This window comes from Cellulosimicrobium cellulans, from assembly GCF_016907755.1.
GTDB classification, from domain to species: Bacteria; Actinomycetota; Actinomycetes; order Actinomycetales; family Cellulomonadaceae; genus Cellulosimicrobium; species Cellulosimicrobium cellulans_D.
Genome location: NZ_JAFBCN010000001.1, coordinates 4,067,411 through 4,092,328 on the forward strand (window position 1 = coordinate 4,067,411; position 24,918 = coordinate 4,092,328).

At 75.9% G+C, this 24,918-nt stretch carries 16 protein-coding genes; 9 read left to right on the forward strand and 7 right to left on the reverse strand.

Annotation, left to right across the window (positions count from 1 at the left end):
* The first annotated feature begins 162 nt into the window (after positions 1-162).
* From JOE63_RS17600 to JOE63_RS17610, 3 genes are read left to right on the forward strand one after another with little or no spacing between them, the layout of a single operon-like run.
* A complete protein-coding gene (locus JOE63_RS17600; RefSeq protein WP_087469705.1) occupies positions 163-2,460 on the forward strand; it encodes a hypothetical protein in 2,298 nt (765 codons plus the stop codon).
* Positions 2,457-3,398 (forward strand): glycosyltransferase, encoded by a 942-nt coding sequence (locus JOE63_RS17605; RefSeq protein ID WP_087469706.1) that lies wholly within the window; start codon positions 2,457-2,459, stop codon positions 3,396-3,398. The genes JOE63_RS17600 and JOE63_RS17605 overlap by 4 nt, the downstream gene beginning before the upstream one ends.
* Positions 3,395-5,098, forward strand: a complete 1,704-nt coding sequence (locus JOE63_RS17610; RefSeq protein WP_204542816.1) for a methyltransferase domain-containing protein — start codon at positions 3,395-3,397, stop codon at positions 5,096-5,098. The genes JOE63_RS17605 and JOE63_RS17610 overlap by 4 nt, the downstream gene beginning before the upstream one ends.
* A 13-nt stretch (positions 5,099-5,111) precedes the next feature.
* On the opposite strand, the gene JOE63_RS17615 is transcribed toward JOE63_RS17610, so the two are convergent.
* Positions 5,112-6,065, reverse strand: a complete 954-nt coding sequence (locus tag JOE63_RS17615; RefSeq protein WP_204542817.1) for a glycosyltransferase family 2 protein — start codon at positions 6,063-6,065, stop codon at positions 5,112-5,114.
* 130 nt (positions 6,066-6,195) lie between these two features.
* Between JOE63_RS17615 and JOE63_RS17620 the strand changes: the two genes are divergently transcribed.
* Genes JOE63_RS17620 through JOE63_RS17640 form a run of 5 tightly spaced genes read left to right on the forward strand, consistent with a single transcriptional unit; the run spans position 6,196 to position 12,998 of the window.
* Entirely contained in the window at positions 6,196-8,229 is a 2,034-nt protein-coding gene (locus JOE63_RS17620; protein ID WP_204542818.1) for a glycosyltransferase, read from the forward strand.
* Positions 8,226-9,635, forward strand: coding sequence for an O-antigen ligase family protein (locus tag JOE63_RS21740; protein WP_204542819.1), 1,410 nt, complete (start codon positions 8,226-8,228; stop codon positions 9,633-9,635). Before JOE63_RS17620 ends, JOE63_RS21740 begins: the two co-directional genes overlap by 4 nt.
* Entirely contained in the window at positions 9,632-10,804 is a 1,173-nt protein-coding gene (locus JOE63_RS17630) for a glycosyltransferase family 4 protein (protein WP_087469711.1), read from the forward strand. Before JOE63_RS21740 ends, JOE63_RS17630 begins: the two co-directional genes overlap by 4 nt.
* Positions 10,801-11,832: a glycosyltransferase family 4 protein gene (locus JOE63_RS17635; RefSeq protein ID WP_157759460.1), complete on the forward strand. Its 1,032-nt coding sequence runs from the start codon at positions 10,801-10,803 to the stop codon at positions 11,830-11,832. The genes JOE63_RS17630 and JOE63_RS17635 overlap by 4 nt, the downstream gene beginning before the upstream one ends.
* A complete protein-coding gene (locus JOE63_RS17640) occupies positions 11,829-12,998 on the forward strand; it encodes a glycosyltransferase (protein ID WP_204542820.1) in 1,170 nt (389 codons plus the stop codon). The genes JOE63_RS17635 and JOE63_RS17640 overlap by 4 nt, the downstream gene beginning before the upstream one ends.
* Here JOE63_RS17640 and JOE63_RS17645 read toward each other — a convergent pair.
* The 6 genes from JOE63_RS17645 to JOE63_RS17670 form a co-directional block, all read right to left on the reverse strand.
* Entirely contained in the window at positions 12,952-14,154 is a 1,203-nt protein-coding gene (locus tag JOE63_RS17645) for a glycosyltransferase (RefSeq protein ID WP_167551000.1), read from the reverse strand. The two genes, JOE63_RS17640 and JOE63_RS17645, sit on opposite strands and share 47 nt — an antisense overlap.
* The gene (locus JOE63_RS17650; RefSeq protein WP_204542822.1) at positions 14,151-16,025 is read right to left on the reverse strand and encodes a tyrosine-protein kinase domain-containing protein; all 1,875 of its coding nucleotides are present in this window, start codon (positions 16,023-16,025) and stop codon (positions 14,151-14,153) included. The genes JOE63_RS17645 and JOE63_RS17650 overlap by 4 nt, the downstream gene beginning before the upstream one ends.
* Positions 16,022-17,191: a glycosyltransferase gene (locus JOE63_RS17655; RefSeq protein WP_087469716.1), complete on the reverse strand. Its 1,170-nt coding sequence runs from the start codon at positions 17,189-17,191 to the stop codon at positions 16,022-16,024. The genes JOE63_RS17650 and JOE63_RS17655 overlap by 4 nt, the downstream gene beginning before the upstream one ends.
* A 115-nt stretch (positions 17,192-17,306) precedes the next feature.
* A complete protein-coding gene (gene pth / locus JOE63_RS17660) occupies positions 17,307-17,909 on the reverse strand; it encodes an aminoacyl-tRNA hydrolase (protein WP_204542824.1) in 603 nt (200 codons plus the stop codon).
* 163 nt (positions 17,910-18,072) lie between these two features.
* Positions 18,073-18,675, reverse strand: coding sequence for a 50S ribosomal protein L25/general stress protein Ctc (locus tag JOE63_RS17665; protein WP_087472503.1), 603 nt, complete (start codon positions 18,673-18,675; stop codon positions 18,073-18,075).
* 330 nt (positions 18,676-19,005) lie between these two features.
* Positions 19,006-23,307, reverse strand: coding sequence for a LamG domain-containing protein (locus tag JOE63_RS17670; RefSeq protein ID WP_204542826.1), 4,302 nt, complete (start codon positions 23,305-23,307; stop codon positions 19,006-19,008).
* 265 nt (positions 23,308-23,572) lie between these two features.
* Between JOE63_RS17670 and JOE63_RS17675 the strand changes: the two genes are divergently transcribed.
* Positions 23,573-24,883, forward strand: a complete 1,311-nt coding sequence (locus JOE63_RS17675) for a UDP-glucose dehydrogenase family protein (protein ID WP_087469719.1) — start codon at positions 23,573-23,575, stop codon at positions 24,881-24,883.
* Positions 24,884-24,918 lie beyond the last annotated feature (35 nt).

Genomic DNA, 24,918 nt, shown 5'->3' on the forward strand with positions numbered 1-24,918 from the left:
CGGCGAGCGCTCACGCCACCACCCCTCTCAGCCGGACGTCGAAGCGAGCATATCGACGCCGACGGCGCCGGGCCGGGGCGACGGGTCCTCAGGGGTCGCCCGTCCCGGGTGAATTCGGCGCGAACCTGCGGTGACGGCCGGTGGCTGACCTAGGGTTTGGCTGTGGAGCCGACGCCTGCGCTGCCCCGGGGGACGCGCGTCCTCGATCTCGGCGCGCGCGACGGCGCCGTCGCCGCCGACCTTCGCGCCGTCGGTCTCGACCGCTACCTCGGGCTCGTCGATCCCGGGCACCTGGCCGCGGCACGTCGCGCGGCCGGCGACCTCGCGGACCGCCTCCACCCCGTGCCGTCGGCCGACGTGGCGACGCGCTGCTCGACGGACCTGCTGATCCTGCGCGCCGACCACGCGCGCGTCCTGTGGACGGTGCGCGACCTCGGCCACCTGCGCTACCTCGCGGTCGAGCGCGGCGCCGGGGTGACGACCCTGGAGGCGCGCCTCGCCGTCCTCGTCGGCCGGGCGGGTGGTCGCCTCTCCCCGCTCGGCCGGTTCGTCTGGGGCGGGCGCGCCTTCGACCTGTTCCGCCTGCCGCCGCCGCACGGCCCGGCCCCGCGGACCTACTTCTCCCCCGTCTGGGGTGCCTCCGGCCTCGCGACCCGGCTCAAGGAGGCGGGCCTGCGGTACGCGGTCCTGCGGTGGTTCGACACGCTCCCGGTGATCGAGCCCGGTGAGGACCTCGACGTCCTCGTCGCGGACGACGACGTCGACGCGCTGCGCGGGCTCCTCGAGTCGGAGCCGGGGACGATGCCCGTGGACCTCTACAGCGTGTCCGGGCTCGCGGCGTCGGACTACCAGGGGGCGGCCTACTACCCCCCGGCCCTCGCCGAGCAGGTCCTCGACCGGGCCGTGGTGCACGAGAGCGGGTTCCTCGTGCCGTCGCCGCAGGACCACCTGCACTCGCTCGCGTACCACGCGGTCTACCACAAGGGCCGCCGCTCGGGCCTGCCCTCGCACGGCCTCGGACCTGCCGAGCCGGAGCCCGAGCACGACTACCCCGCGGAGCTCCGACGGCTCGCCCAGGCGCAGGGGGTCGCGCTCGACCCCTGGTACGAGGACGTGGACGCGTACCTCGGGTCCGTCGGGTGGCGGCCGCCGACCGACGCGCTGCGGCGGCTGTCCGCCGGGAACGCGTGGGCGCGGGGTCTGCTCGCGACCGACCACGACGCCCGGCTCGGCGACGCGGAGCTCGCCGTCTTCCTCGTGCGCGAGGCCACGCTCGCCGTCGTCCCCGCCGGCCAGGTCGAGGCGGTGCTCGACCGCTTCGGGTTCGACGTGCTCCTGGCGAGCGACCTCGACCCCGTGGCCCGGGAGCGTGCGGCGACGGCGCTGCGCGGCGGCAACTGGGGGCGCGGCCCGTTCCCCCGCAGCGGGGGCGACCCCGTGCGCATGGTCGTCGCGCTCCACTACGCGCCGGAGGAGCCCTACGACTGGCTGCGCGAGCGCTACCCGCACCTGACCAACGCCGAGACGTTCGAGGCGAAGTCGGAGGTCCGCGCGCTCGTCGAGCAGCGCGTGCCCGCGCACCTCCGGTTCAACCCGCTGCACTCCTCGGACAGCACGGCGGAGGCGTGGGAGTACCTCGACGTGATCGTGCCCGACGCCGTGGAGACCGTGCGGGCCGAGGCCGAGCGACGTGCCGCGCAGCACGTCGCGCCACCCGGCACGGTCCGCACGCTCAGCGTCGGCCGGCGCGCGCGCGTCGACGTCGTCGCCGACGCGGACGGCCGCCTCGTCGTGCGCAAGACGTTCGCCCCGCCGTTCGCCCGGTTCCTCGACCGCGAGCTCACCGCGCTCCGTGAGCTCGGGGGCCGCGTCGCCGCGGTCCCCCCGCTCGTCGCCGCCGGCCCCGACTGGTTCGCGTGCCCCTGCTACGAGGACTCCCTCGGCACGACCCGGTCGAGGACGGGCCTGCTCCCGCTCGCGGTCGTGCGCGAGATGGTCGAGGTCCTGCGCGAGCTGCACGGCCTCGGCTACGACCTGGTGGACGCGAAGCCCGGCAACTTCGTCCTCGACCCCGTGCACGGGCTCAAGGTCGTCGACTTCGAGTTCCTCCACCGGTACGACGACGAGCCGCCTCCCTTCGCGCGCGCCGTGGGGCTCGTCGGCCCGGGTCCCGAGTTCCCCGGTGACGTCCCGGTGGGCGACATGGGCTACGACGCGCGGTGGCTCGCCGCGACGGGCCTGCCGCTCGACGTGCTCGTCGACGGGTCCGTCGCCGCCCAGCACCTGGCCCGGGCGCGGTACCGCCTGCGGCTGCTGACCGTCCTCCCCGGCGCGCCGCCGCGGCGCGTCGTGCGCCGGGCGCGCGCGACCGCGCGGCACGCACGGTGGCTCGCCACGTCCCGGTACACCGAGTGGGCCCGACGTCGTGCCGCGTCCGGGCGTGAGACAGGAGCACGATGACCCTCCCCGAGCCCGCCGCGGGCACCCCGCGCCCCACCGTCACCGTGGTCGTGCCGGTGTACAACGACGTCGCGCGCCTGCGGACCTGCCTCGCGGCCCTCGCGGCCCAGGACTACCCGGCCGACCGGTTCGACGTCGTCGTGGCGGACAACGCCTCGACCGAGGACCTGCGGCCCGCGCTCCCCGCCGGGGACGACCGCTTCGCCGTCGTCCTCGAGCCGCGGCGCGGGTCGTACGTCGCGCGCAACACGGCGGCGCGACGCGCGACGGGCGAGGTGCTCGCGTTCACCGACGGGGACTGCATCCCGCGCCCGGACTGGCTCTCGCGCGCGGTCGCCGCGCTCACCGCCGACGACCCGCCCGACGCCGTCGGCGGCGACATCAACATCCTCTTCCGCGACGGGTCGCGCCCGACGACCGGTCCCGAGCTGTACGAGACGGTCGAGGGCTTCGACCAGGAGCGCTTCGTGACCGTGACGCACTTCGCGGCGACCGCGAACCTCGTCGTGCCGCGAGCGACGTTCGAGCGCGTCGGCGACTTCAACGCGGCGCTGAAGTCGGGCGGCGACCTCGAGTGGGGCCGCCGGCTGCAGGAGATCGGCGGCCGGCTCGACTTCGCGGCCGACGCGGTCGTCGACCACCCGTCGCGGCCGTCCTGGCGCGACCTCACGCACAAGACGGTCCGGATCACGCACGGCCTCGTCGACCTCACCGAGAACCCGGAGACCGCGGGCTTCGCGCGCGACAGCTGGCACAACACGAAGCAGACGTTCACGGTGTGGGTCCGCATCTGGCAGGCGCCCTGGCCCGAGGAGCGCGGCGCGAAGCTGCGGTTCGCCGCGGCGCGCAGCTACGCGGGCCTGCTGGAGCTGGGCGTCCGGGCACGACGGCGCGTCACCGACCGGGCGCGGGCCCGGCGCGCCGGGGCGAGCGGGTGACGGACGGCGTCGGCAGCGCCCGACGCGCGGCCGCGGACCGCCCCTGGCTCACGGTGCCGGAGCACGTGCGGCGCACGGTGCGGTCCGCGACGAGCGTCGAGCAGGTCATCGACGCGATGACCGACGCCGCGTCGCCCTGGCCGGTCGACCTCCAGCGCCGGCTCCTCCACCCCGCGTCGGGCGGCCCCGCCGTCCTCGTGCCGCGCGCCGGTGGGCGGGGCCTCGTCCTGGGGGGCGAGCGGCACGCCCTGGCGCCCGCGCTGCGCTTCCTGGGTCTCGACGTCGCACGGGCGGACTGGGTCGGCGACCGGCTGCGCTTCCAGCAGCTCGCCCACCCGGTGACCGACGCGACCGCCGTGCACCTCGACCTCCCCGCCCGCCTCCCGTTCCCCGACGCGACCTTCGACGTCGTCTGGGTCGACCTGGACGAGGTGCTCGCGCTCCTCGGGGTCCGCGCGTCCGGGGGCTTCCTGGGCGAGGTCGAGCGGGTCCTGGCACCCGGCGGGACGGTCGTCGCCGACGTCCGGCACCGCGGGCGGCGCGCCGTCGACGCGGCTCGACGACGCACGGCCCCGTCCGCGGGCGTGGCCGCGGACGTCGTGCCCGTGCGGCTCCTCCTCGCGCGTGCCGGGCTCGTCCCGGCCGGACGGCACGCCCTCCTGCCGCACCGCGACGACTGGTCCCGCCTCGTCCCCGCTGCGCGGGTGCGGGACGAGCTCGCCGGCACCGACCTCAGGACGGGGGCACGCCGGGCGACGGCCCGCACGCTCCGGGCCCTGGGCGGGTCGGGCGTCCTGGCGCCGGACGCCGTCGTGCTCGCGCGGCGCCGTCGCGATGCCGCTCACGACGTCACCCCCGGCACGACGACGCTGGCCGAACGGGTGGCGGGATCCGACCAACCCGTCGTCGGGGCGCTGTCCGACGCGCGGGTCTCCGTGCGCGGCGACCGGTTCGTCAAGGTCCCGCTGTCCGCTGACCAGCAGGAGGCCCTCGGGCGGGAGGTCGCGGCGACCCACGAGGCGGCCACGACGGGGTTCGGTCCTCTCGTGCTCGACGAGGTCGCGACGTCGTCGCACGACGGCGTCCGCGTCGCCGAGGCGCCGCTGCTCAGCGGTCGGCCCGTCTCCCTCGACGAGGCCGAGAACGTCCTGGTCCGGGCGCTGCGGGGCGTCACGGTGCCGGACGAGCACCGCCCGCTCCGGACGACGGCGGCCTGGCGGCGTCTCGCGTCCGCGCGGGGCGAGCGGGACTGCGCCGAGATCGGCGCCGCGGACCTGCGGGACCGTGTCCTGCGGACCCACGGCGAGCTGCTCGTCCCCGTCGGACCGACCCACGGCGACCTCCACCCGGACAACGTGCTCGTGACCGCCGAGGGCTCGGCGCACCTCGTCGACTGGAACCGGTTCGAGCCCGACAACCCGCTCGTGCTCGACGCGGCGTACGCGGCGTGCCAGGTCCACCTGGCCCGGACGGGGTCGGGACTGGCCGAGGCGGTCCGACGGCTCGCGCACGACGAGCTGGACGGCCCGCTCGCGACGGTCGCGGCCTCCCGGCGCGGCGAGCTCACGCCCGCCCAGGTCGCGGTCCTCGTCGTGCTGGACCGGGTCGTCTCCTACAGCCTCCCGCGCCGCCGGCACAAGCCGTGGACGCTGCCCGGCGTGCGCGCGGCGGTCGTCGCGGTCGGGGCGCTCTCGGGCTGACCCCCGGCGCCGGCTAGGCGCGCGGCGCCCGGCGCAGGCCGGCCCAGGCGCGGCGGGCGGGCGCACCGGGAGCGAACCGGACCGCCCACACCACCTCCCCGAGAGCCGCGGCGGGCCGCCGCTCGCGGACCGCGTCGCGCGCGGCACGCCCGGCGCTCCACCACGCGAACCGCTCGTTCGCGGCGAGCCGGTCGTCGTACGCGACGACGAGGTCGCGGCGGCCCGCCGCGAGCGCGGCGGCCCGGTGCCGGCGCAGGATCGTGCGCAGGCTCGTCGCGAGGTCGCGGTGGGAGCGGGTCGTGTTCGTCGCGTGGTGGCGGTAGTCCACGAGGACGTCGTCCACGAACGCGAACGGCCCCCGCGCGGCGGCCCGGAGGACGAGGTCCATGTCCTCGCCCTGCCGGTACTCCGGGTCGAACCCGCCGACGGCGTCGAAGGCGTCACGACGGATCACCAGGTTGGGCAGCATGACGCCCGGTCCGCGGATCACCGCGCGCCGGTCGTCCGCGGCGCGCTGGTCCGCGGCGACGAGCTCCGCGCCGTCGGCGTCGATCGTGCGCATCCCGCAGTAGCTCACCACGACGTCCGGTCGCGCGGCCATGACCTCGGCGTGCCGGCGCAGCCGGTCGGGGTGCCAGCGGTCGTCGTCGTCGAGGAAGACGACGAGGTCGCCGGACGTCTGCGCGACGCCGGCGTTGCGGGCGGCGGACACGCCCGCGGGCGCTCGTCGCACCACGCGGGGTCGAGGGGACGCGACGCCCTGCGCCACGTCCTCGACGATCCGGAGCAGGGCGTCCGGGTCGGGCGAGCCGTCGTCGACGACCACGAGCTCGGCGGCCGGGTACGACTGCGCGAGGACGGACGCGAGCGCCTCCGCGAAGAACGGGCCGCCGCGGTTCGTCGCGACGACGACGCTCACGCTCGGGAGGACGGCGCCGTCCCCGACCGTCTGCCGGACCTCGCCCACGTCGCTCCTCCTCCGGTGTCTCCTCCGCGTCCCGTCCTGGCCGGCCGTGCGCCACCACCCCGACGGACGGATGGGGTGAAATCGGCGGATTCCCGCGGGATCCGTGGCCTGCTGGGGGACAATCTCCCACATGAGGGTCCTCCGCGTCTCGCACAGCGCCGTGGTCGACGCCTGGCGTGAGCGCGAGCGAGAGCTGCGCGCGCGGGGGGTCGACGTCCGGCTGCTCTCGGCGCGCGCGTGGGACGAGGGCGGCGCGACCGTCCGGCTCGTTCCCCGCCCGGGCGAGCCGGTGCGGGGCGTACGGACGCTCGGGTCGCACCCGGCGCTCTTCGTCTACGACCCGCTCCCCCTGTGGCGCGCGCTGGGACAGGGATGGGACGTGCTGGACGTGCACGAGGAGCCCTTCGCGCTCGCGACGGCGGAGATCCTCCTGCTGCGCCGCCTGCGCGCGGTCGTGTCGCGTCGCCCCGCCCCGCAGTACCTCCTCTACTCGGCGCAGAACCTCGACAAGCACTACCCGTGGCCCTTCCGGTGGTTCGAGGCGCGCGCGCTGCGCGGCGCGGCGGCGGTGTCGGTCTGCAACGACGAGGCCGGCCGGATCGTCCGCGCCAAGGGCGCCCGGGGGCGTGTCGAGACGGTCCCGCTGGGGGTCGACCCGGCGGTCTTCGCGCCCGTGCCCGACGCCGTGCCCGGCCGTCCGTCCGACGCCGCGGACCAGGGGCTCGACGCGGCTCGCCTCCGCGTGGGGTTCGCAGGGCGGCTGGCGCACCACAAGGGCGTCGACGTGCTCCTCGCGGCGGTCGCGGGCGACGACCGGCTCGACCTCGTCGTCGCGGGCGACGGTCCGGAGCGCGCGGCGCTCGAGGAGGCCGCGCGACCGCTCGGCGGCCGGGTCCGGTTCGTCGGCGCGCTCGGGGGCGACGACCTCGTCGCGTTCTACCGCTCGCTCGACGCGCTCGCCGTGCCGTCACGCGAGACGCCGGGCTGGGTCGAACAGTTCGGGCGGGTCGCCGTCGAGGCCATGGCGTGCGGCGTCCCGGTCGTGGCGAGCAGCACGGGCGCGCTGCCCGACGTCGTCGGCGGCGCGGGCCTGCTCGTGGCCCCCGAGGACCCCGCCGCCCTGCGTGCCGCGCTCGCGCGCGTCCGCGACGAGGACGGCCTGGCCGACCGCCTGCGCGCCGCGGGCACCGAGCGCGCGGCCTCGTGCTCGTGGGCCGAGGTCGCCCGCCGCTACGAGGAGCTCTACCGCACGGCGGTCGGCGCCCGGCCGGGCCCGGCACGCGCGCGGGCGGGCGACGGGGGCGACCCGTCCGCGACCGTTCCGCCCGAGGTCGTCGTCGTCGCCTACGGCTCCCCCGCGATGGTGCGCGACGCGCTCGCCCCGCTCGCCGGGAAGTACCCGATCACGGTCGTCGACAACTCGTCCCTGCCCGAGATCCGGGAGATCACGGAGCTCGCGGGCGGGCGCTACCTCGACCCCGGCCGCAACGGCGGGTTCGCGGCAGGGGTCAACCACGCGCTCGCCCACCGCCAGGCGCCCGGCGCCGACGTCCTGCTGCTCAACCCGGACGCCGTGGTGACGCCCGAGGACGTCCAGACCCTCCACCGGTCGCTGCACGCCGCCCCGGGGCTCGCGAGCGTGGGGCCGCAGCAGGTCGACGACGACGGCGTCCGGGCGCGCGTGGTGTGGCCGTTCCCGTCCCCGGCGGCCACGTGGGTCGAGGCCGTCGGGCTCGCGGGGCTGCGCCGGACCCCGGCGGAGCGCTCGTTCGTCATCGGCTCGGTGCTGCTGCTCAACGCCGCTGCGGTGGACGACGTGGGCGGCTTCGACGAGCGCTTCTTCCTCTACGCGGAGGAGACCGACTGGGCGTACCGCGCCGTGCGGTCGGGGTGGCGGCACGCCGTCGTGCCCGACGCGCACGCGCTGCACCTCGGCGGTGCGACCAGCAGCGACCCGACCCGTCGGGAGACGCACTTCCACGCGTCGCAGGAGCGCTACCTGCGCAAGCACCACGGCCGCGCCGGCTGGGCGCTCGCGCGCGTCGGCGCCGTGCTCGGGGCGGCGGCACGTTCCGTCGCGCTGCGCGGGGACGGGCGCGAGTCGGCGCGGCGGCGGCTCCGGCTCTACCTCGTGGGGCCCGTGCGCGCGGAGTCGGCACTGTGACGCAGCGCGCGCCGCTCCTGCGCCGCCGGCCCGTGCTCTACCGCGCGCCGCGCGTCCCGGGCACCCTCGTCGCACGCGGCCGGACAGCCGCCACCTGGGTCGCGGGCGGGGCCGTGGTCGTCGCGCTCCTCGCCGTCCTCGGGTTCGTCGTGCCCGAGCTCCAGATGGCCGCCGTCGGCGGCGCGCTCGTGGTGCTCGTCGTCGGGCTCACGGCGTACGAGCCGGTGGCCCTGCCGATCCTCGCCATGCCCGCGCTCGTGATCGTCCAGCGCGTCGGCGGGGGCGGGGTCGACCTCTCGCTCAGCGACTTCGCGCTGTTCGGCGCGTTCTGGTTCGCGCTCTTCTTCTCGCCGCGGCCGTTCTCGCGGCCGATGCGGGCGATGCTCTGGCTGTCGCTCGTCTACCAGGTCGCGACGCTCTTCACCGTGCTCGTCAACCCGTTCAGCGCGAACGTCGTCGAGTGGTTCCACGCCTGGCTCTCCGTCGCGGGCGCCCTCGTCCTGGGCTGGGCCGTCGGCCGCTCGGGTCGCGCCCGGCTCGGCCTGACCCTCTTCCTGCTGCCCTGCCTCGCGATCGCGGCGCAGACCTGCCTCGTCGCGCTCCAGCAGCTCGCGGCGGGCAACACGGGGCCCGTGTACATCGACTCGCCCCTCGCGATGCACAAGAACTTCATCGGGTGCGTGCTCGCGTTCGCCGCCCTCGTCGCCTACGCGCGTCCCTGGTGGGTCGGCTGGCCGCGCTGGTTCTCGCTCGGCGCCTTCTGGCTGTGCTCTCTCGGCGTGCTCGCCGCGCAGGCACGCCAGGCCCTCATCGGCCTCGCGATCGGCATCATGCTCATCACCCTGCGCGGCGACCCCGACCGCAAGCGCTCGAAGCTCATCCTGCTCGCCGCGGTCCCGGCGATCTACTTCGTCGTGCTCGCGGTGCAGGAGCAGCTCGAGTCCGGGAACGAGTTCAACTCCGCCAACCAGCGGCTCACCTGGTACGCGGACTCGATCGAGGTGTGGCAGCGCAGCCCCTGGGTCGGGATGGGGCTGCGGTGGTGGACCGCCGGCGTCACGGAGTTCGTCTTCCAGCCGCCCAACGTCGAGCTCGAGGTGCTGACGTCCGCCGGGATCGTCGGGCTCGTCGGGTTCCTCGTGCTGTTCCTCGGCGGGATGGGGGTGCTCTGGCGCATCAACCCGCGCTTCGGGACCCTCGCGTTCTCGATGCTCATGATGCGCTTCGTCCAGGGGCAGTTCGACCTCTTCTGGGTGTCCGTCCAGGTGACCGTCCCCTTCGTCATCGTCGGCGTGTGCCTGGGCGCCGAGTCCTACGCCGAGTCGCGGCAGCACGCCCGCGACGTGACCGGTCGGGAGCTCCCTCTCGACGAGCTGCGGTCCGTGCGGGAGATGGCCGAGCGATGACCGACCTGCGGATCCTGCAGATCGCCCCGGAGATCGCCCCGGGCAGCGGCGTCGGGGGCGTCGCGCACCATCTGGAGGATGCCTTCGAGCGTGCCGGGGTACCGACCGCGCGCTTCACGCTCGCCGACGCGCGCGGCACGTGGCTCCCCGAGCCGGGACCGGGCGTCCGGGGCCGGCTCGTGCTCCTCGCGCGGGTCGTGTGGTTCTCCACGGTGGGCACGCTCCTCGCGCGACGCCGGGTCGCTCGCGAGCGCCGCGCGGGCCGCGGGTCCGGGCACGCGGTCGTCTCGATCTGCCACAACGACGTCCTCGCCGGCGACGTGTACGTCAACCACGGCATCCTGCGCGTCGCCATGCGCGCGCGCGGCGGGTACGCGTGGCGCATGGCCCGCAACCCGCTGCACCTCTTCACCGCCGCCCGCGACGCGCTCCGGTACCGCGGACGCTCCCACCGCGTCGTCGTCAACCTCACGCGGTCCGAGCGCGACGCGCTGCGCAGCACGTACCCGCGGCTGCGCGCCCGCGCGGTCGTGATCGGCAACGGCGTGGACGTCGAGCGCTTCACGCCGCCCACGCCCGCCGAGCGCGTCGCCGCGCGTGCCGCGGCCGACGTGCCCGAGGGCGCCGTCCACGTGGTGTTCGTCGGGCACGAGTTCGACCGCAAGGGCCTCGACCTCGTGCTCGCCGCGGCCGCGGACCTGCCCGACGTCCACGTGAGCGTCGTCGGGGGGACGCCCGACATGCTCGCCGACGTCCGGGCGCGGGTCGCCCGCCTCGGGACGACCGACCGCGTGCACCTCGCCGGCCGCGTGCCCGACCCGCGGCCCTGGCTCCACGCGGCCGACGCCCTCGCCCTGCCGAGCGCCTACGAGGCGAACGCGCTCGTCGTCCTCGAGGCGCTCGCGTGCGGGGTCCCGGTCGTCGGGACACCGGTCGGCTACGCGCCCGACGTGATCGAGGACGGGGTCACCGGGTGGCTGGTGGACCGGACGGTCGAGGGTGTCCGCACCGGTCTCGCGGCCGTCGCGGCCCTGGACGACGGCGCGCGCCGCGAGGTCTCCGCGAGGTCCCGGGCGACCGCCGAGCGGCACGACTGGGACGCCGTCGCACGTCGTTACCTCGAGCTCGCGGCGGCGCTCGCCGCCGCACGATCGGAGCACCGCCCGTGAGGATCCTCCACGCCGTCCGGTCCGACGGCTTCGCCGGCGTCGAGCGGCACGTGGCGCGGCTCGCGCGCGCGCAGTCCGCGGCGGGCCACGAGGTCGCCGTCGTCGGCGGGGCGCCCGACGGCATGCGCGCGACGGTGGACGACCCGACGGTGCCCCTCCTCCCGGCGGCCTCGACCGGCGACGTCGTGCGGGCGCTGCGCCAGTGCGCCGCCGCGGCGGACGTCGTGCACGTGCACATGACGGCGGCCGAGGTCGCCGCCGCGGTCGCGGCCCGCACGACGCGCGGGTTCCCGCCGGTCGTGTCGACGCGCCACTTCGCCCGACGGCGCGGTACCGGGGCCCGCGGCCGGATCGTCGCGGTCGTCGCCGCGTCCCCGGTCCGGGCGCAGATCGCCATCAGCCGGTACGTCGCGGACCACGTGGAGGGCGACAGCGTCGTGGTGCACCCCGGCGTGGCGGACCGTCCCGACGGGCGCGCCGCCGCCGAGCGGGACGACGTCGTGCTGGTCGTCCAGCGGCTCGAGGCCGAGAAGCGCACCGACCTCGCGCTCGAGGCGTTCGCGGCGTCGGGGCTCGCGGGCCGCGGCTGGCGACTCGAGGTCGCGGGCGACGGCGCGCAGCGGACGGCGCTCGAGGACCTCTCCCGGTCGCTCGGCATCGACGGCGCCACGTCGTTCCTCGGGGCGCGCGACGACGTCGACGCCCTCCTGGGGCGCGCGGGCCTGCTCGTCGCTCCGTGCCCCGTGGAGGGGCTGGGGCTGAGCGTCCTCGAGGCGATGGCGAGCGGCCTGCCTGTCGTCGCCGCCGCGGCGGGCGGGCACCGCGAGACCCTCGACGGGATCGACCCGCTGACGCTCTACCCCCCGCTCGACCCGGACGCCGCCGGCCGCTCCCTGGCGGTCCTCGCCGCCGACCCCGCGCGCCGCGACGACTGCGCCGCCGCCGGGCGCGCCGCCCAGCGCGAGCGCTTCACCCCCGCGGCGCAGGTCGCCGGGACGGACGCCGTCTACCGCGCGGTGCTCGCGTGACGGCCGCCGCGGGCGCTGCGGGCGACGTCGTCGTCCTGTCGCTCGAGCGCTGGGACGACGTGTGGCGCCGCAACCAGTACCTCGTCGCGGAGCTGTGCCGCGCCGACCCGACGGCCCGGGTGCTGTTCGTCGAGCCGGCGGCCGACCCGCTGCACCGGCTCAGCCGGCGCGGTGTCCCCCGCGCCGGTCGCGGGCTGCGCGCCGCGCCCGACCTGGACGGGATCGCGCCGGGGCGCGTGCTCCTCCACGAGCCGACCAAGTGGCTCCCCCGCAAGGTCGACCCGCGCGTGGACGTCCGGCTCGCGCGGTCGGTCGAGCGTGCCGCGGCCCGCGCGGGGCTGCGCCGCCCGGTGCTGTGGGTCAACGACCCGTCCGGCGCCGCCGTCGTGCGGCGCACGGGCTGGCCCTCGCTCTACGACGTCACCGACGACTGGCTGGCCGCCGACCGCTCGCCCGCCGAGCACGCGCGCCTCGTCGAGGACGAGGCGACGCTGCTGGACCGGTGCGCCGAGGTCACGGTGTGCTCCACCGGCCTGGTCGCCCGCAAGGGGACTGCCCGCGACGTGACGCTCCTGACGAACGGCGTCGACCTCGACCGCTACCGCCGCGCGTACGCCCGCCCGGCCGACCTCCCGGCGGGCCGGGTCGCGCTCTACGTCGGGACCGTGCACCCCGACCGGTTCGACGTGCCGCTCCTGCTCGCCACCGCCCGCGCGCTCGACGGGCACGCCCGGGTGGTGCTCGTCGGGCCGGTGGTGGACCTGTCCGCCGCCGAGCACGCGGACCTCGCGCGCGCCGGGGTCGTGCTCCTCGGACCGCGTCCCTGGACCGCGGTGCCGGCCTACCTGCGCCACGCCGACGTCCTGCTCGTCCCGCACCTCGTGGACGCGTTCACCGACAGCCTCGACCCCATCAAGCTCTACGAGTACCGGGCCGTCGAGCGCCCCGTCGTGTCGACGCCGGTGGCCGGGTTCCGGGACGAGCCCGGGGTGCGGGTCGCCGCCGGCGACGAGTTCCCGACGGCGGTCCTCGCCGTTCTCGGCGGCGCGACTCCCCCGCACGCCGGTGAGCTCTCCAGCGACCCGCCCGACGTCCCGACCTGGCGCGGTCAGGCCGCGCTCATGCGCGCCGCGCTGGTCCGGACACGGACGTCCAGACGTCCGTGAGCACCCGCGCCGTGCGCTCCACGGGGAACCGGCGGAGCGCCGACGTGCGTGCCCGGAGCGCGCGCTCGCGGGCCGCGGCCGGGTCGCGCAGCACGTCGAGGAGCGCCGCCGCGAGCGCGTCGACGTCACCGGGCGGCACGAGGAGCCCGAGCGTCGGGGGCCCCTCCTCGGGGTCGTCGAGGATCTCCTCGACACCGCCCGCCCGTGTCGCGACGACCGGGACGCCGCGGACCATCGCCTCGACGACGACCTGCCCGAACGGCTCCGGCACGGGCGACGCGTGCACGCACACCGCCGCCCGGTCGAGCTCCGCGCGCGGGTCGGCGACGAACCCGACGTGCTCGACGTGGTCGTCGAGCCCGAGCCGGGTCACCTCGGCCCGGACCTGCGCCGCGTAGCCCTCGGCGCCGAACGCCGGCTCCCCGACCACCCGCAGCCGCGCCGTCGGCACCGCGTCCACGACCGCGCGCAGCGCGCGCACCACCTCGAGCTGGCCCTTGGTCGGGCTGACCCGCCCGACCATCACGACCAGGGGATCGGGCTCGGCCGCGCGACCGACGAGCGCCGCCTCGGTCCCCTCCGCCTGCTCCGGGGCGAAGCCCGGGTAGGCGACCGCCGTCGTCACGGGCAGCGTCGCAGCCGTCGCACGCGAGTTCGCGACCACCGCCGCCGGGACCCGGCGCGCCAGCCCCCGGACGACCCGGACGAGCGGACCGGGCAGGTAGTCGGGGGCGATGCGGTCGTGGACGTGCCACACGAGCGGTCGGCGCGCGAGCGTCGCCGGCACGACCCCCAGGAGGTCCGCCTTGAGCGACGTCGTGTGCACGACGTCGGGCCGCAGCGCCCGGACGCGCCGCGCGAGCCGCCAGAGGAAGGGGACGGTCCGCAGGGCGCCCGTGAGCGTCGCCGCCGACAGCCGCCCGGCACGCCCGCGGTCGGCTGTCGCGACAGCGGGCGCGAGCGGGACGACGTCGACCCGCACCCCGAGCTCCTCGAGGCGTGCGCGCAGGGGTCCGTCGGCGAAGAGCAGCGCCCGGACGTCCACCCCGGGCCCGAGCGCCGCGCACGTGCGCACGAGCGCCAGCTCGGCGCCACCGAGCTCCGCCGTGTGGTCGAGGACGAGGACCCGGAGCGGCGGACCGCCCGGGGCGGTCACCACCGGAAGGGACGCTTGCGCTCGTCGGGCCCGGCCTCGTCACCGGTCTCGTCCGGCGCTGCCGGTTCGACCTTGCTCCACGCCGGGGCGAGAACGGGGTGCCGCTTGCCCGGACCCTGGGACCCGCGGGGCGCCGGGGCGCCGTCGGCCGTGGGCGTGCCGCCGACGGGCACCGAGGGCGGCGCGGGGCGCCCCGACGCGCTGTCCACCGCGACCGCGGCGGCGGCCACCGACGCACGTCGCGTGCCGACCGCGCGCTCGGTGCCGTCCGCGGTGGTCCCACCCTCCGGCTGGCCGGACCGCGCCGGCTCGGACTGCTCGGCAGGGGCGTCGGGACGCTCGGGCGCCGCGGGCGCGACGGAGGGCGCGGGTACCGCCGCCCGGGCGTCACCGGCCTCCTGCGTCGTGTCGTCGCCGTACGTCGAGGCATAGAGCATGCGGCGGTCGCCCGTGACCCCGGTCAGCGCGATGCCGAGCAGCGGGACGTTGCTGACGCGCAGCCGCTCCACCGCCTCCGCGAGCACCGCACGGTCGGTGCGCCCGGCGGACGCGATGAGCACGACGCCGTTGGCGTAGCCCCCGAGGATCGTCGCGTCGGCGGCCGCCAGGACGGGAGGCGCGTCCACCACCACGACCTCCGCGTGGTCGCGCAGGCTCCGGACGAGCCCTCGCGCCCTCTCCGTGGCGAGGAAGTCCGCCGGGTCCATCTCCTCCTCGGGCACCGGCATGACCCGCAGGTTGGGTACCGACGTCAGGCGCAGCTCCTGCTCCTGACCGTCCCAGTCGTCGGGGGCCGGGAGCATGCGGTCGAGCTGCGGGCGCCGCAGGTCGCCGGACAGCGCCACCGTGCGGCGCCCGCTGAGCGCGAAGGACGCCGCGAGGTTCGCCGTGATGAACGAGCGGGGCGCCGACGGGTCGGCCGCGGTGACGACCACGACCGCGTGCTTCATGCCGGCGGTGGACACCTGCACGGCGGTGCGCAGCTCGCGGATCGACTCCGTGAAGGGCGTCGCGACCTTGCTCGCGACGGGCAGGGCGTGCGTGTGGGTGAACTCCTTCTCCGCCGGCCGCGTGCCGTAGAGCTCGGCGAGGACCGGGGTCTCGGTGAGCCGCGTGGACTCGGCCGCGCTCCGGACGCGGACGTCGAGCCCCCGCCGGGCGAACGCGAGCCCGACCCCTGCCACGAGGCCCACGAGGAGGGCCAGCGCCAGCACCGTGAGCCGCGAGAGCCCGAGAGGCTCGGCCCCCGTCGCCGGCGCGACGACCTCGCCCGGCACGGCGATGCCGCGCAGCGAGTTGATCTGCACCGTGAGCGCGGAGTAGTCGCCGACGATGATGTCCTGCTCGGCGAGCGCCAGCGGGTCCTCAGGGTCGGCCCCCAGCCGCTGGCGGACGCCCGCGAGCTGGTCGGCGAGCGCCTGCCGGCGGCTCTCGAGCTCGGCGACCTGGTCGGCCTGGATCGTGACGAGCTGGTCCACGTACGCGTCGGCGAAGGCGTTCGCGACCTCGACGGACCGCGCCTCGTCGGGGGTCGTGGCCTCGACCGCGACCGTCTTGTTCTCGCCGTCGACGTCGCCGGAGACCTGGTCGGCCAGCTCGTCCGCCGCCTCCGGCTCGCCGAGCGCGGACGCCGCGGCGTCGGCGACCTCGGGCGAGGTGACGTCGTCGGCGTCGGTCGCGACCGTGACCTCGACGAGCGACTCCCCGCCCTGAGCGCTCTGCACGCCGTAGAGCTGGACCGTCGCGGTCGCGCGGTACATCGTCTCCTGGCGGTCGACGTAGAACAGCGCGGCGGCGACGACGACGAGGACGGCGGCGAGCACGTAGTACTTGCCCGCCCAGATCGTGCGGAGGAACTCCCTGATGGTCATCGCTGTGCTCTCCCCCCACCCGGTCGGCCCGCGCCGACGGTGCGGTCCTGCTGCTGGGCGACGACCCCCCGCAGCCGCTCGACGAACCGCTCACGGCCGAACGTCGCGACGTGCGCCGTGACGGCGCCATCATCCCACGTGCGCCCTGCCGCGGCCTCGATCGCCTCGGCGACGAGATCCGCGCGCGGCGCGTCGAAGAAGACGCCGTTGACGCCGTCCACGACCGTGTCGAGGTAGCCGCCGTCGCGCAGCACCACGCTCGGCCGCCCGAACGCGCCCGCCTCCAGGGGCGACAGCCCGTAGTCCTCGTACGACGCGGCGACGAGCGCCGACGCGTTCCGGTAGACCCAGCGCAGCGTCGCGTCGTCGACGCGGCCGAGCAGGTGGACGCGGCCGGTGCCCGCACGGGCCGCCTGCGCCTCCAGGCGCGCGCGGTCGGGGCCGTCCCCGACGACGACGAGCTCGCGGCCCGTCGCGAGCGCCGCGGCGACGACGACGTCGACGTTCTTGTACGGCAGGAGGCGCGCCACGCACAGGAGGAAGCCGGGCTCCACGCCGGGGAGCGCGCGCTCCTCGCCGTCCGGCAGCATCGCGGGCGGCGGGGCGAGCACCTCCGCCTCGATGCCGTACGCGTCGCGGATCGCGCGCTGCGTCACCGTCGAGTTGGCGAGGTAGACGTCGGCGCGCCGGGCCGCCGACCCGTCCCACCGGCGCAGCCCCGGGGAGAGGACGCCGAGCGCCGTCGCCGCGGCACGGCGTCGGGCACGGTGCGCGGCCGAGCCCTCCGTGGGCCCGAGGTACCGGTCACGCTGGTAGAGCCACCGGGCGGGCGCGTGGCAGTAGACGACCGTGCGGCGCGCCCCGCGGTAGCCGTGGGCCCAGCCGGTGGAGGACGCGAGCAGGACGTCGGCCTCGACGCGCTGCCGGTCGACGGCGGGCGCGAGGAACGGGAGCGCGACCCGGTGGTGCCGCCGCAGGAGGGCGGCCCGGTCGAGGGCGGACGTGCGCAGGTCGAGGGAGCCGAACTCGGGGAACGTGCCGGCCGGGTCGTACAGGGTCGTGTACATCGGCGAGCCGGGGAACGCGTCCGCGAGCAGCAGCGCGACCCGCTCCGCGCCGCCACGCTGGGTCGCGTAGTCGTGCGCGAGCGCGACACCGTGGGTCATCGGTCCTCCCTCGCGAACGCAGGCAACCAGCCTAGGTCGGAGAGACCTCCCGGGGAGGGGGACGAAGGGACCTCACCCGGGTGAAAACGGGCGTCCTGGCGCGCCCGGCCCGGCGCTACGCCTTCGTGTGGAACTTCCCCTGGGCGGCGAGCAGACCGTCGGTGAGCAGCATCTCGACGGCGTCCGCCGCGTCGTCGAGCAGGAACGGGAGCTCCTTGGCCTCGGGGCCCTTGAAGTCCTTGAGCACGAAGTCGGCGGTGTCCTGGCGGCCCGGCGGACGTCCGACGCCCGCGCGCACGCGCAGGTAGTCCTTGGTGCCGAGGGCCTTGGTGATGTCGCGCAGGCCGTTGTGCCCGCCCTCGCCGCCGCCGATCTTCAGCTTCACGGTGCCGAACGGGATGTCGACCTCGTCGTGGACCACGACGACGTGGTCCGGCTCGATCCCGTAGTACTTCGCGAGCCCGGAGACCGGGCCTCCCGAGACGTTCATGTACGTCGTGGGCTTGGCCAGGACGACGCGCGGCCCGGGCCGCCCGCCGGGCAGCATCCCGATGCGGGCCTCGGCGACGGCGGCCTGCGCCCGCGGGTGCCGCGCGAACCGGGCGGCGGCGCGCCCCGCGAGGACGTCGAGGACCATGTGGCCCACGTTGTGGCGGTTGCCCGCGTACGTCGGCCCGGGGTTGCCGAGCCCGACGACGAGCCACGGCTGGTCGGTCATGTCGTCTCGTCCTTCGTCCGGGTCCCGCGTGGGGCGGCACGCTCGTCGTACGGGTGGGATACAGGTCGGTGCCTGGAGGGTGCGGGCGCACGGACGCCCGGCACCGTCACGGTACCGGGCGTCCGACGCGGGTCGTCGTGGCGTCAGCCGACGACGGGGAGGATCACTCCGCGGCGGCCTCGGCGGGGGCCTCCTCGGCGGCCTCGGCAGCCTCGTCCTCGGTGGCCTCGGCCTGCGGCTCGGTGACCGACACGACGAGGAGCTCGGCGTCGGCGGTGAGCGTGGTGCCCTGCGGGAGCACCACGTCGCCGGCGAGGATCTGCGAGCCGGCCTCGAGACCCTCGATCGAGACCTCGATCGACTCGGGCAGGTGCGTCGCCTCGGCCTCGACCGCGAGGGTCTGCAGGTCGACGAGGTGGATGGTGCCGGGGGCGGACTCGCCGGTCACGACGACGGGGACGTCGACGGCGACCTTCTCGCCCTTCTTCACGATGAGCAGGTCGACGTGCTCGATGACGTTGCGGACCGGCTCGCGCTGGACGTCCTTGGTGATGGCGAGCTGGGCCTTGCCGTCGAGCTCGATCGAGAACAGCGCGTTCGAGTGCTTGAGCGCCATCATCGTCTCGTGACCCGGGAGGGTCACGTGCAGCGGGTCGCTGCCGTGGCCGTAGAGGACCGCGGGAATCTTGCCGGCGCGGCGGACGCGGCGGGCGGCACCCTTGCCGAACTCGGTGCGGGCCTCGGCGACGAGCTTGATCTCGGACACGTGGATCACTCCTGGAAGAACGTTGCGGGCCGGCCACCAGTGGGGAGCGGTCGGCTGTCCGGACGGTTGAGAGGGCCACCCGGACGGGCGGCTGCGTCGGCGCGGGACGTGTGACGGGCGCGCAGGAGGACGACCGCCCAGTCGATAACGGAGATCCAACAGGTCTGGCTGACACTCGCGGTCCCGCGCCGCCGGTGTGCTCACCGGTCCAGCGCTGCCGGCCGTCAGACGTCCCTCGCCGAGGCAACCTGACTACTGTACCCGGGCTCGGCCCCGCCGCGAAACCCGCGACGGAGCCGAGGCGGCGCCGAGACCTGAGTGCTCGGCCGGCTACTTCCCGGGTGCGGCGTAGAGCTGCGCCACCTCCGCGGCGCTCAGCGCCCGGTCGTAGAGCCGCACGCCGTCGATGCGGCCCTTCAGCGGACGCGTCCCGTCCGGCTCGGCGCCGATGCCCAGACGGAGCGCGTTGGTGCCGACGGAGGCCGGCCCGGCCTTCGACGCCTGCTCGACGCCGTTCACGTAGATCCTCATCCGTGTGCCGTCGAAGGTGCCCACGAGGTGCACCCAGGTGCCGTCCGTCGGGTACGGCGTCGTGGTGTCGACGCGGTAGGTGTCCCCGGACGACGCGTGGTTGAACCGGAGGAACGCCGTCCCGCCGTTCGCGAGACCCAGCTCGTACCCGTCCGTCACGCCCTGGGCGGCCTTCTTGAGCACGTACTGGGTCGCCTTCTGCTCGGGACGCACCCAGGCGGAGACCGTCATCGGGCCGGCGAGGTCGAGGGCGGGCCGGTCGTCGACGCGCGCGAAGTCGTCGACGCCGTCCAGCGCGAGCGCCGTGCCGCTCAGGCCCGTCGCCCACGTCGCGCCCGAGCGCAGCGTCGCCGTCGCGCCGTTCGTCGAGCCGTCCGCCGCCGTCGTCCCCTGCCCCTCGTCGAACGCCCACGTTCCGACGGCCCCCGCCGGGACGGTCGGTCCGGGGTCGGGCGTCGGGTCGGGCGTCGGCGTGGGATCCGGGGTCGGGTCGGGCGTCGGCGTGGGGTCCGGCGTCGGCGTGGGGTCCGGCGTCGGCGTGGGCTCGGGCGTCGGCGTCGGGTCCGGCGTCGGCGTGGGATCCGGGGTCGGCGTGGGATCCGGGGTCGGGTCCGGGGTCGGCGTCGGGTCCGGAGCGGGCGTGGAGGCGCTCGCACCGGAGTAGAGCGCCGAGACCTCGGCCGCCGTGAGGGCGCGGTCGTACAGCCTCACGGAGTCGACGGCGCCCTTGGTCGCGCGGGTGCCGTTGGACTCGGCCCCGATGCCCAGCGGGAGCGAGTTCGTCCCGATGCTCGCCGGACCGGCCTTCGAGGCCTGCTCGACGCCGTTCACGTAGATGCGCAGCCGCGAACCGTCGTACGTACCCACGAGGTGCACCCAGGTCCCGTCCGTCGGGTACGAGGAGGTCGCGTCGACCCGGTAGGTGTCGCCCGACGACGCGTGGTTGAGCCGCAGGAACGGCTTCCCCCCGCTCGCGAGCCCGAGCTCGTAGCCGTCCGTCGTCCCCTGCGCGGCCTTCTTCACCACGTACTGGGTCGCGAGCTGCTCCGGCCGCACCCACGCGGCCACCGTCATCCGCGTCGTGAGGTCGAGCGTCGAGGCGTCGGGGACGCGGACGTAGCCGGTCACGCCGTCGGACCGCACCGCGGTCCCGCTCCGGCCGGGGACCCAGGTGGCCGCACCGACCAGCGAACCGCCGTTCGCCCAGCCCGAGGCGTCCGCCGTCGCGAGACCCTGACCCTCGTCGAGGTCCCACGCGCCGACGAGCCCGTCCGGGGACGTCACCGCCACCCGGACCGTCGCCGGTGCGGACCACTGCCCGCCCGCGCCGACCCGGAAGGTGAAGGAGTCGGCACCGGCGGAGGCGCCCGGCGTGTAGGTGAACGCACCGGTGGACGTGCCGGTCAGCGCGACCGTCCCCCGCGTCGGCGGGGTCACGACCTGGAACTGCGGCGTCGCGCCCTGCGGCACGGTGGCCGCGAGGATGCCGGAGACCGGCTGGCCGAGCGTCGTCGTGACGGCGCCGTCCTGCGCGACGGGGGCGGGCGTGGGCTGCGTCGTCCCGCCCTGGAACAGCGTCGTCACCTCGTTCGCCGTGAGGGCGCGGTCGTAGAGACGGACGCCGTCGACCGCACCCTTGACGGGCCGGTAGCCGTTGCCCTCCGCGCCGATGCCCAGCGGCGACGCGTTCGTGCCGATGCTCGCCGGCCCGGCCTTCGAGGCCTGCTCGACGCCGTTGACGTAGATCCGCATGCGCGTCCCGTCGTACGTCCCGACGAGGTGCACCCAGGTGCCGTTCGTGGGGTAGGAGGACGTCGCGTTCACCCGGTACGTGTCGCCCGAGCTGTCCTCGTTGAGGCGCAGGAAGGGCTTCCCGTTGCTCGCGAGCGCCAGCTCGAACCCGTCCGCGGCGTCGTTCGTGGCCTTCTTCACGACGTACTGCGTCGCGGCCTGCTCCGGGCGCACCCACGCGGCGACGGTGAGCCCGGTGCTGACGTCGAGGGCGGCCGAGTCCGGGACGCGGACGAGGCCCGTCGCGCCGTCCGAGCGCACGGCGGACCCGGCGACCCCGGGGACCCACGTCGAGCCGCCGACGAGCGTCCCGCCGTTGCCCCACCCGGAGGAGTCGGCGGTCAGGAGGCCCTGGCCCTCGTCGAGGTTCCAGGCACCGACCAGCCCGTCCGCGGAGGACACGCGCACGCCCACGGTGGCGGGGGCCGACCACAGCCCGCCGCTGCCGACACGGAACGTGAACGAGTCGAGCCCGCTCGCGGCCCCCGCGCGGTAGGTGAACGCGCCCGTGGCAGGGTCCATCGCCGTCAGGGTGCCCGCGGTCGGCGGCGTGACGACCTGGAACGTGAGCGGGTCGTCGGTCGTCGCCTGCGCGCCGAGCTTCCCGGCGACCGTGCCGCCGACCGTCGTGGCGACGGTCGAGTCCTGCGCCGTCGGAGCACCGGCGGGCGTCCAGGCGAGACGCGCCGCGCGCGCCGTCGTGGCCGAGGACGCCATCACCAGCACCTCGCCGGGGACGTTCGACTTCGTCGCGGTCGCGTTGTTCCACGTGCCGGCGAGCACCGTCTCGGGCGCGCCGGAGAAGTCGGGCGCGAGCCGGGAGGTCTCCTTCACGAGGATGTCGTCGAGGTTGGTGCTGCGCGTGTACACGACGCGCAGGCGGTCCGTGACGTCGTCGACGAGGACGATGCCGCGCGTGCCGATCCGGTCGACCTCGTGCAGCGGGTCCCAGGTGCCGTCGGGGTGACGGACCAGGAGCCCGATGACCGTGTTGTCCGTGGTGTTGTAGGAGGTCTTGACGGCCGCGTAGAAGGTGCCGTCGTCGGAGACCGCGACGTTGAGGTGGTCGTCGGCCATGCCCCCGCCGACCGGGAGCGCCGAGCCCGCGGCGGGGAGCTCGTCCGCCGTCCACGTCGAGGGGGACGCGCCGTCGGCGTGGGTCCGGAACCCGAACCTCTGGGTGTTCTGGTTGGACCACAGGACGCCGATCTTGTTGCCCGGCATCGCGGTGACGACGGCGATGTCGTCGTCCGTGATCCCCGAGGCGACCGTGACCGGTGCCGAGAACGAGGAGTAGGGCGCGTCGCTCCAGCGCACCTGGACCTGGCTCGCGGTGTCCCAGGCGACCCACATGCGGCCGGCGGAGTCGATGTCGATCGTCGCGGTCTCGCTCCCCGGCAGGGAGACGGCCGTCGCGCCGGTGCGCGCGGTCCACGGGACGTACGTGTTCGACTGCGGCTCCCGCTGGATCGAGACGAGGGTCGTGGTCGGCCCGTGGAGCAGCACGTGCGCGACGTCGCCGACGGTCTTGACGTCCGCGCGCACGTCCGTGCGCTCGGAGATGCGGGTGACGTTCGTCCACGTCTTCGCGACCGCGTCGTACCGCCAGACCCAGGTGCCCGCGGGCGACGTGCTGGCCGACGCGAGCACGGCCCACCACGTGCCGCCCGCGGACCAGAGCTTGGACTGGGGCTTCTCGCCCGTGTTCCCCGTGAGGGGGATGCCGGTGGAGGTGACCGCCGCCGCGGCCGGCTCCTCCGGGAGCGCCGTCGCGGCCGGCGCGGGCGGCTGCCAGGACAGCGTCAGCAGCCCCGGGTCGGGCGACTTGGCGGTGACCTCGACGAGGTACTCCTCGCCCGCGGTCGCGTCGAAGGTCACCGACGAGGTGCGGACGTCGCCCTCGTCGTCGTTGGTCGCGACGGGGGTGCTCTTCGCCGAGCGCGGGTAGACCGTGAGCACGGTGTCGAGCTCGCTGCCGTGCGTCGAGAAGGTGATGGGACCGCTCGTCGGGGCCGTCCACCGCCACCACATCGACGAGGCGGACGCGTCCGGACCCTCGGGACCGGACTGGTCGGGGGCGAAGTTCGCCGCGACCTCCTGGCCGACGGCGCCGCCGATCGCGACGCTCTCGTCCGCCGCGTCGCCGACGACGTCGGTGAGCTGCGAGGTGCCGGCACCGCCGGGGACCCCCGGGAGCGCCGCCCCGATGCCCACGAGCGCGAGCGCGCCCGCGACCGCACCGGCGGTCGCGACGAACCATCGCCGACGCGTGACCCCGGACGGTCGAGGATCCTGTGTGGTGTGCGGCATGTGGTGCGTCCTGCTTCTCGCGTGTGTCCGTCGAGACTGCGGCGACACCGCGTGACCGCCGCCCCCTGCACGCACCCTCAGGCGAATCGAACCACTCGCGGAGCCCGCAGGGCGACCTCCTGACCGGAAGTTCACCCGCCGCGGGCGTCCCGCACGACCGGTTGGTGCCCCCTGTCCGTCATTTCACCCCCACGGCCCGGCCGTCCGGCACGCCCGGCGGAGTAGCGTGGGCCGACACCCAGACCGTCTCCTACGGAGGACCTCGATGCGCATCTCGGTGGTCGGTTGCGGGTACCTCGGCGCCGTGCACGCGGCCAGCATGGCGTCCCTCGGGCACGACGTCGTGGGCGTGGACGTCGACGCCGACAAGGTCACGGCGCTCACCGCGGGCCAGGCCCCGTTCTTCGAGCCCGGGCTGCCCCGCCTCCTCGAGCAGGAGGTCGGGGGCGGCCGGCTGTCCTTCACGACGGACGTGTCCCGGGCGGCCGGGGCGCGGGTCCACTTCGTCTGCGTCGGCACGCCGCAGCGACAGGGCGAGTACGCGGCGGACCTGCGCTACGTGGACGCCGCGGTCGAGTCCCTCCTGCCGCACCTGTCCCCCGGCGACGTCGTGGTCGGCAAGTCCACCGTGCCCGTGGGGACGGCCGCGCGCCTCGCCGCGCGCGTCCGCGAGGCCCAGCCCGCGGCGCGCCTCGTGTGGAACCCGGAGTTCCTCCGCGAGGGTCACGCCGTCCAGGACACGCTCCACCCGGACCGCCTCGTGTACGGCGTCGAGCCGGGCGACGACGGCACCTCGGAGCGAGTCCTCGACGAGGTGTACGCGAGCGTGCTCGCGGACGGCACGCCGAAGGTCGTCACCGACTTCGCAACGGCCGAGCTCGTCAAGGTCGCGGCGAACTCGTTCCTCGCGACGAAGATCTCCTTCATCAACGCCATGGCCGAGCTGTGCGAGGCGACCGGGGGCGACGTCACGGTCCTCGCGGACGCGATCGGGCACGACGCCCGCATCGGGCGCAGCTTCCTCAACGCCGGTCTCGGGTTCGGCGGCGGGTGCCTGCCCAAGGACATCCGCGCGTTCATGGCCCGGGCGGGCGAGCTGGGCGTCGACCAGGCGCTGTCGTTCCTGCGGGAGGTCGACTCCATCAACATGCGCCGACGCGTGCGCATGGTGGACCTCGCGCGCGAGGTGTGCGGGGGGTCGATCGTCGGTCGCAACGTCGCCGTCCTCGGCGCCGCGTTCAAGCCCGACAGCGACGACACGCGGGACTCCCCCGCGCTCAACGTCGCGATGCAGATGCACCTGCAGGGCGCGCACGTCGTCGTCACAGACCCCCGCGCGGTGGAGAACGCGCGGCGTACCGCGCCGGAGCTCAAGTTCGCGGCGACCGTCGAGGAGGCGGCGCAGGAGGCCGACGTCGTCGTCCTGCTCACGGAGTGGCGCGAGTACCGCGACCTCGACCCTCGCGCGCTGGGCGAGCACGTCGCGCACCGGCGCGTGCTGGACGGGCGCAACGCGCTCGACCCGTCGGTCTGGCGCGACGCGGGCTGGACGTACCGCGCGCTCGGCCGGCCCTGACGCGGCGGGAGCCCCGGCGCGGTCGGCCGACCGCA

Excerpts from the sequence above, each read along its gene's own strand:
- JOE63_RS17605 (WP_087469706.1), top strand. The coding sequence starts at position 2,457 with ATGACCCTCCCCGAGCCCGCCGCGGGCACCCCGCGCCCCACCGTCACC.
- pth (WP_204542824.1), bottom strand. The coding sequence starts at position 17,909 with ATGACCGACCAGCCGTGGCTCGTCGTCGGGCTCGGCAACCCCGGGCCG.
- JOE63_RS17675 (WP_087469719.1), top strand. The coding sequence starts at position 23,573 with ATGCGCATCTCGGTGGTCGGTTGCGGGTACCTCGGCGCCGTGCACGCG.
- JOE63_RS17620 (WP_204542818.1), top strand. The coding sequence starts at position 6,196 with ATGAGGGTCCTCCGCGTCTCGCACAGCGCCGTGGTCGACGCCTGGCGT.
- JOE63_RS17655 (WP_087469716.1), bottom strand. The coding sequence starts at position 17,191 with ATGACCCACGGTGTCGCGCTCGCGCACGACTACGCGACCCAGCGTGGC.
- JOE63_RS17670 (WP_204542826.1), bottom strand. The coding sequence starts at position 23,307 with ATGCCGCACACCACACAGGATCCTCGACCGTCCGGGGTCACGCGTCGG.
- JOE63_RS17650 (WP_204542822.1), bottom strand. The coding sequence starts at position 16,025 with ATGACCATCAGGGAGTTCCTCCGCACGATCTGGGCGGGCAAGTACTAC.
- JOE63_RS17630 (WP_087469711.1), top strand. The coding sequence starts at position 9,632 with ATGACCGACCTGCGGATCCTGCAGATCGCCCCGGAGATCGCCCCGGGC.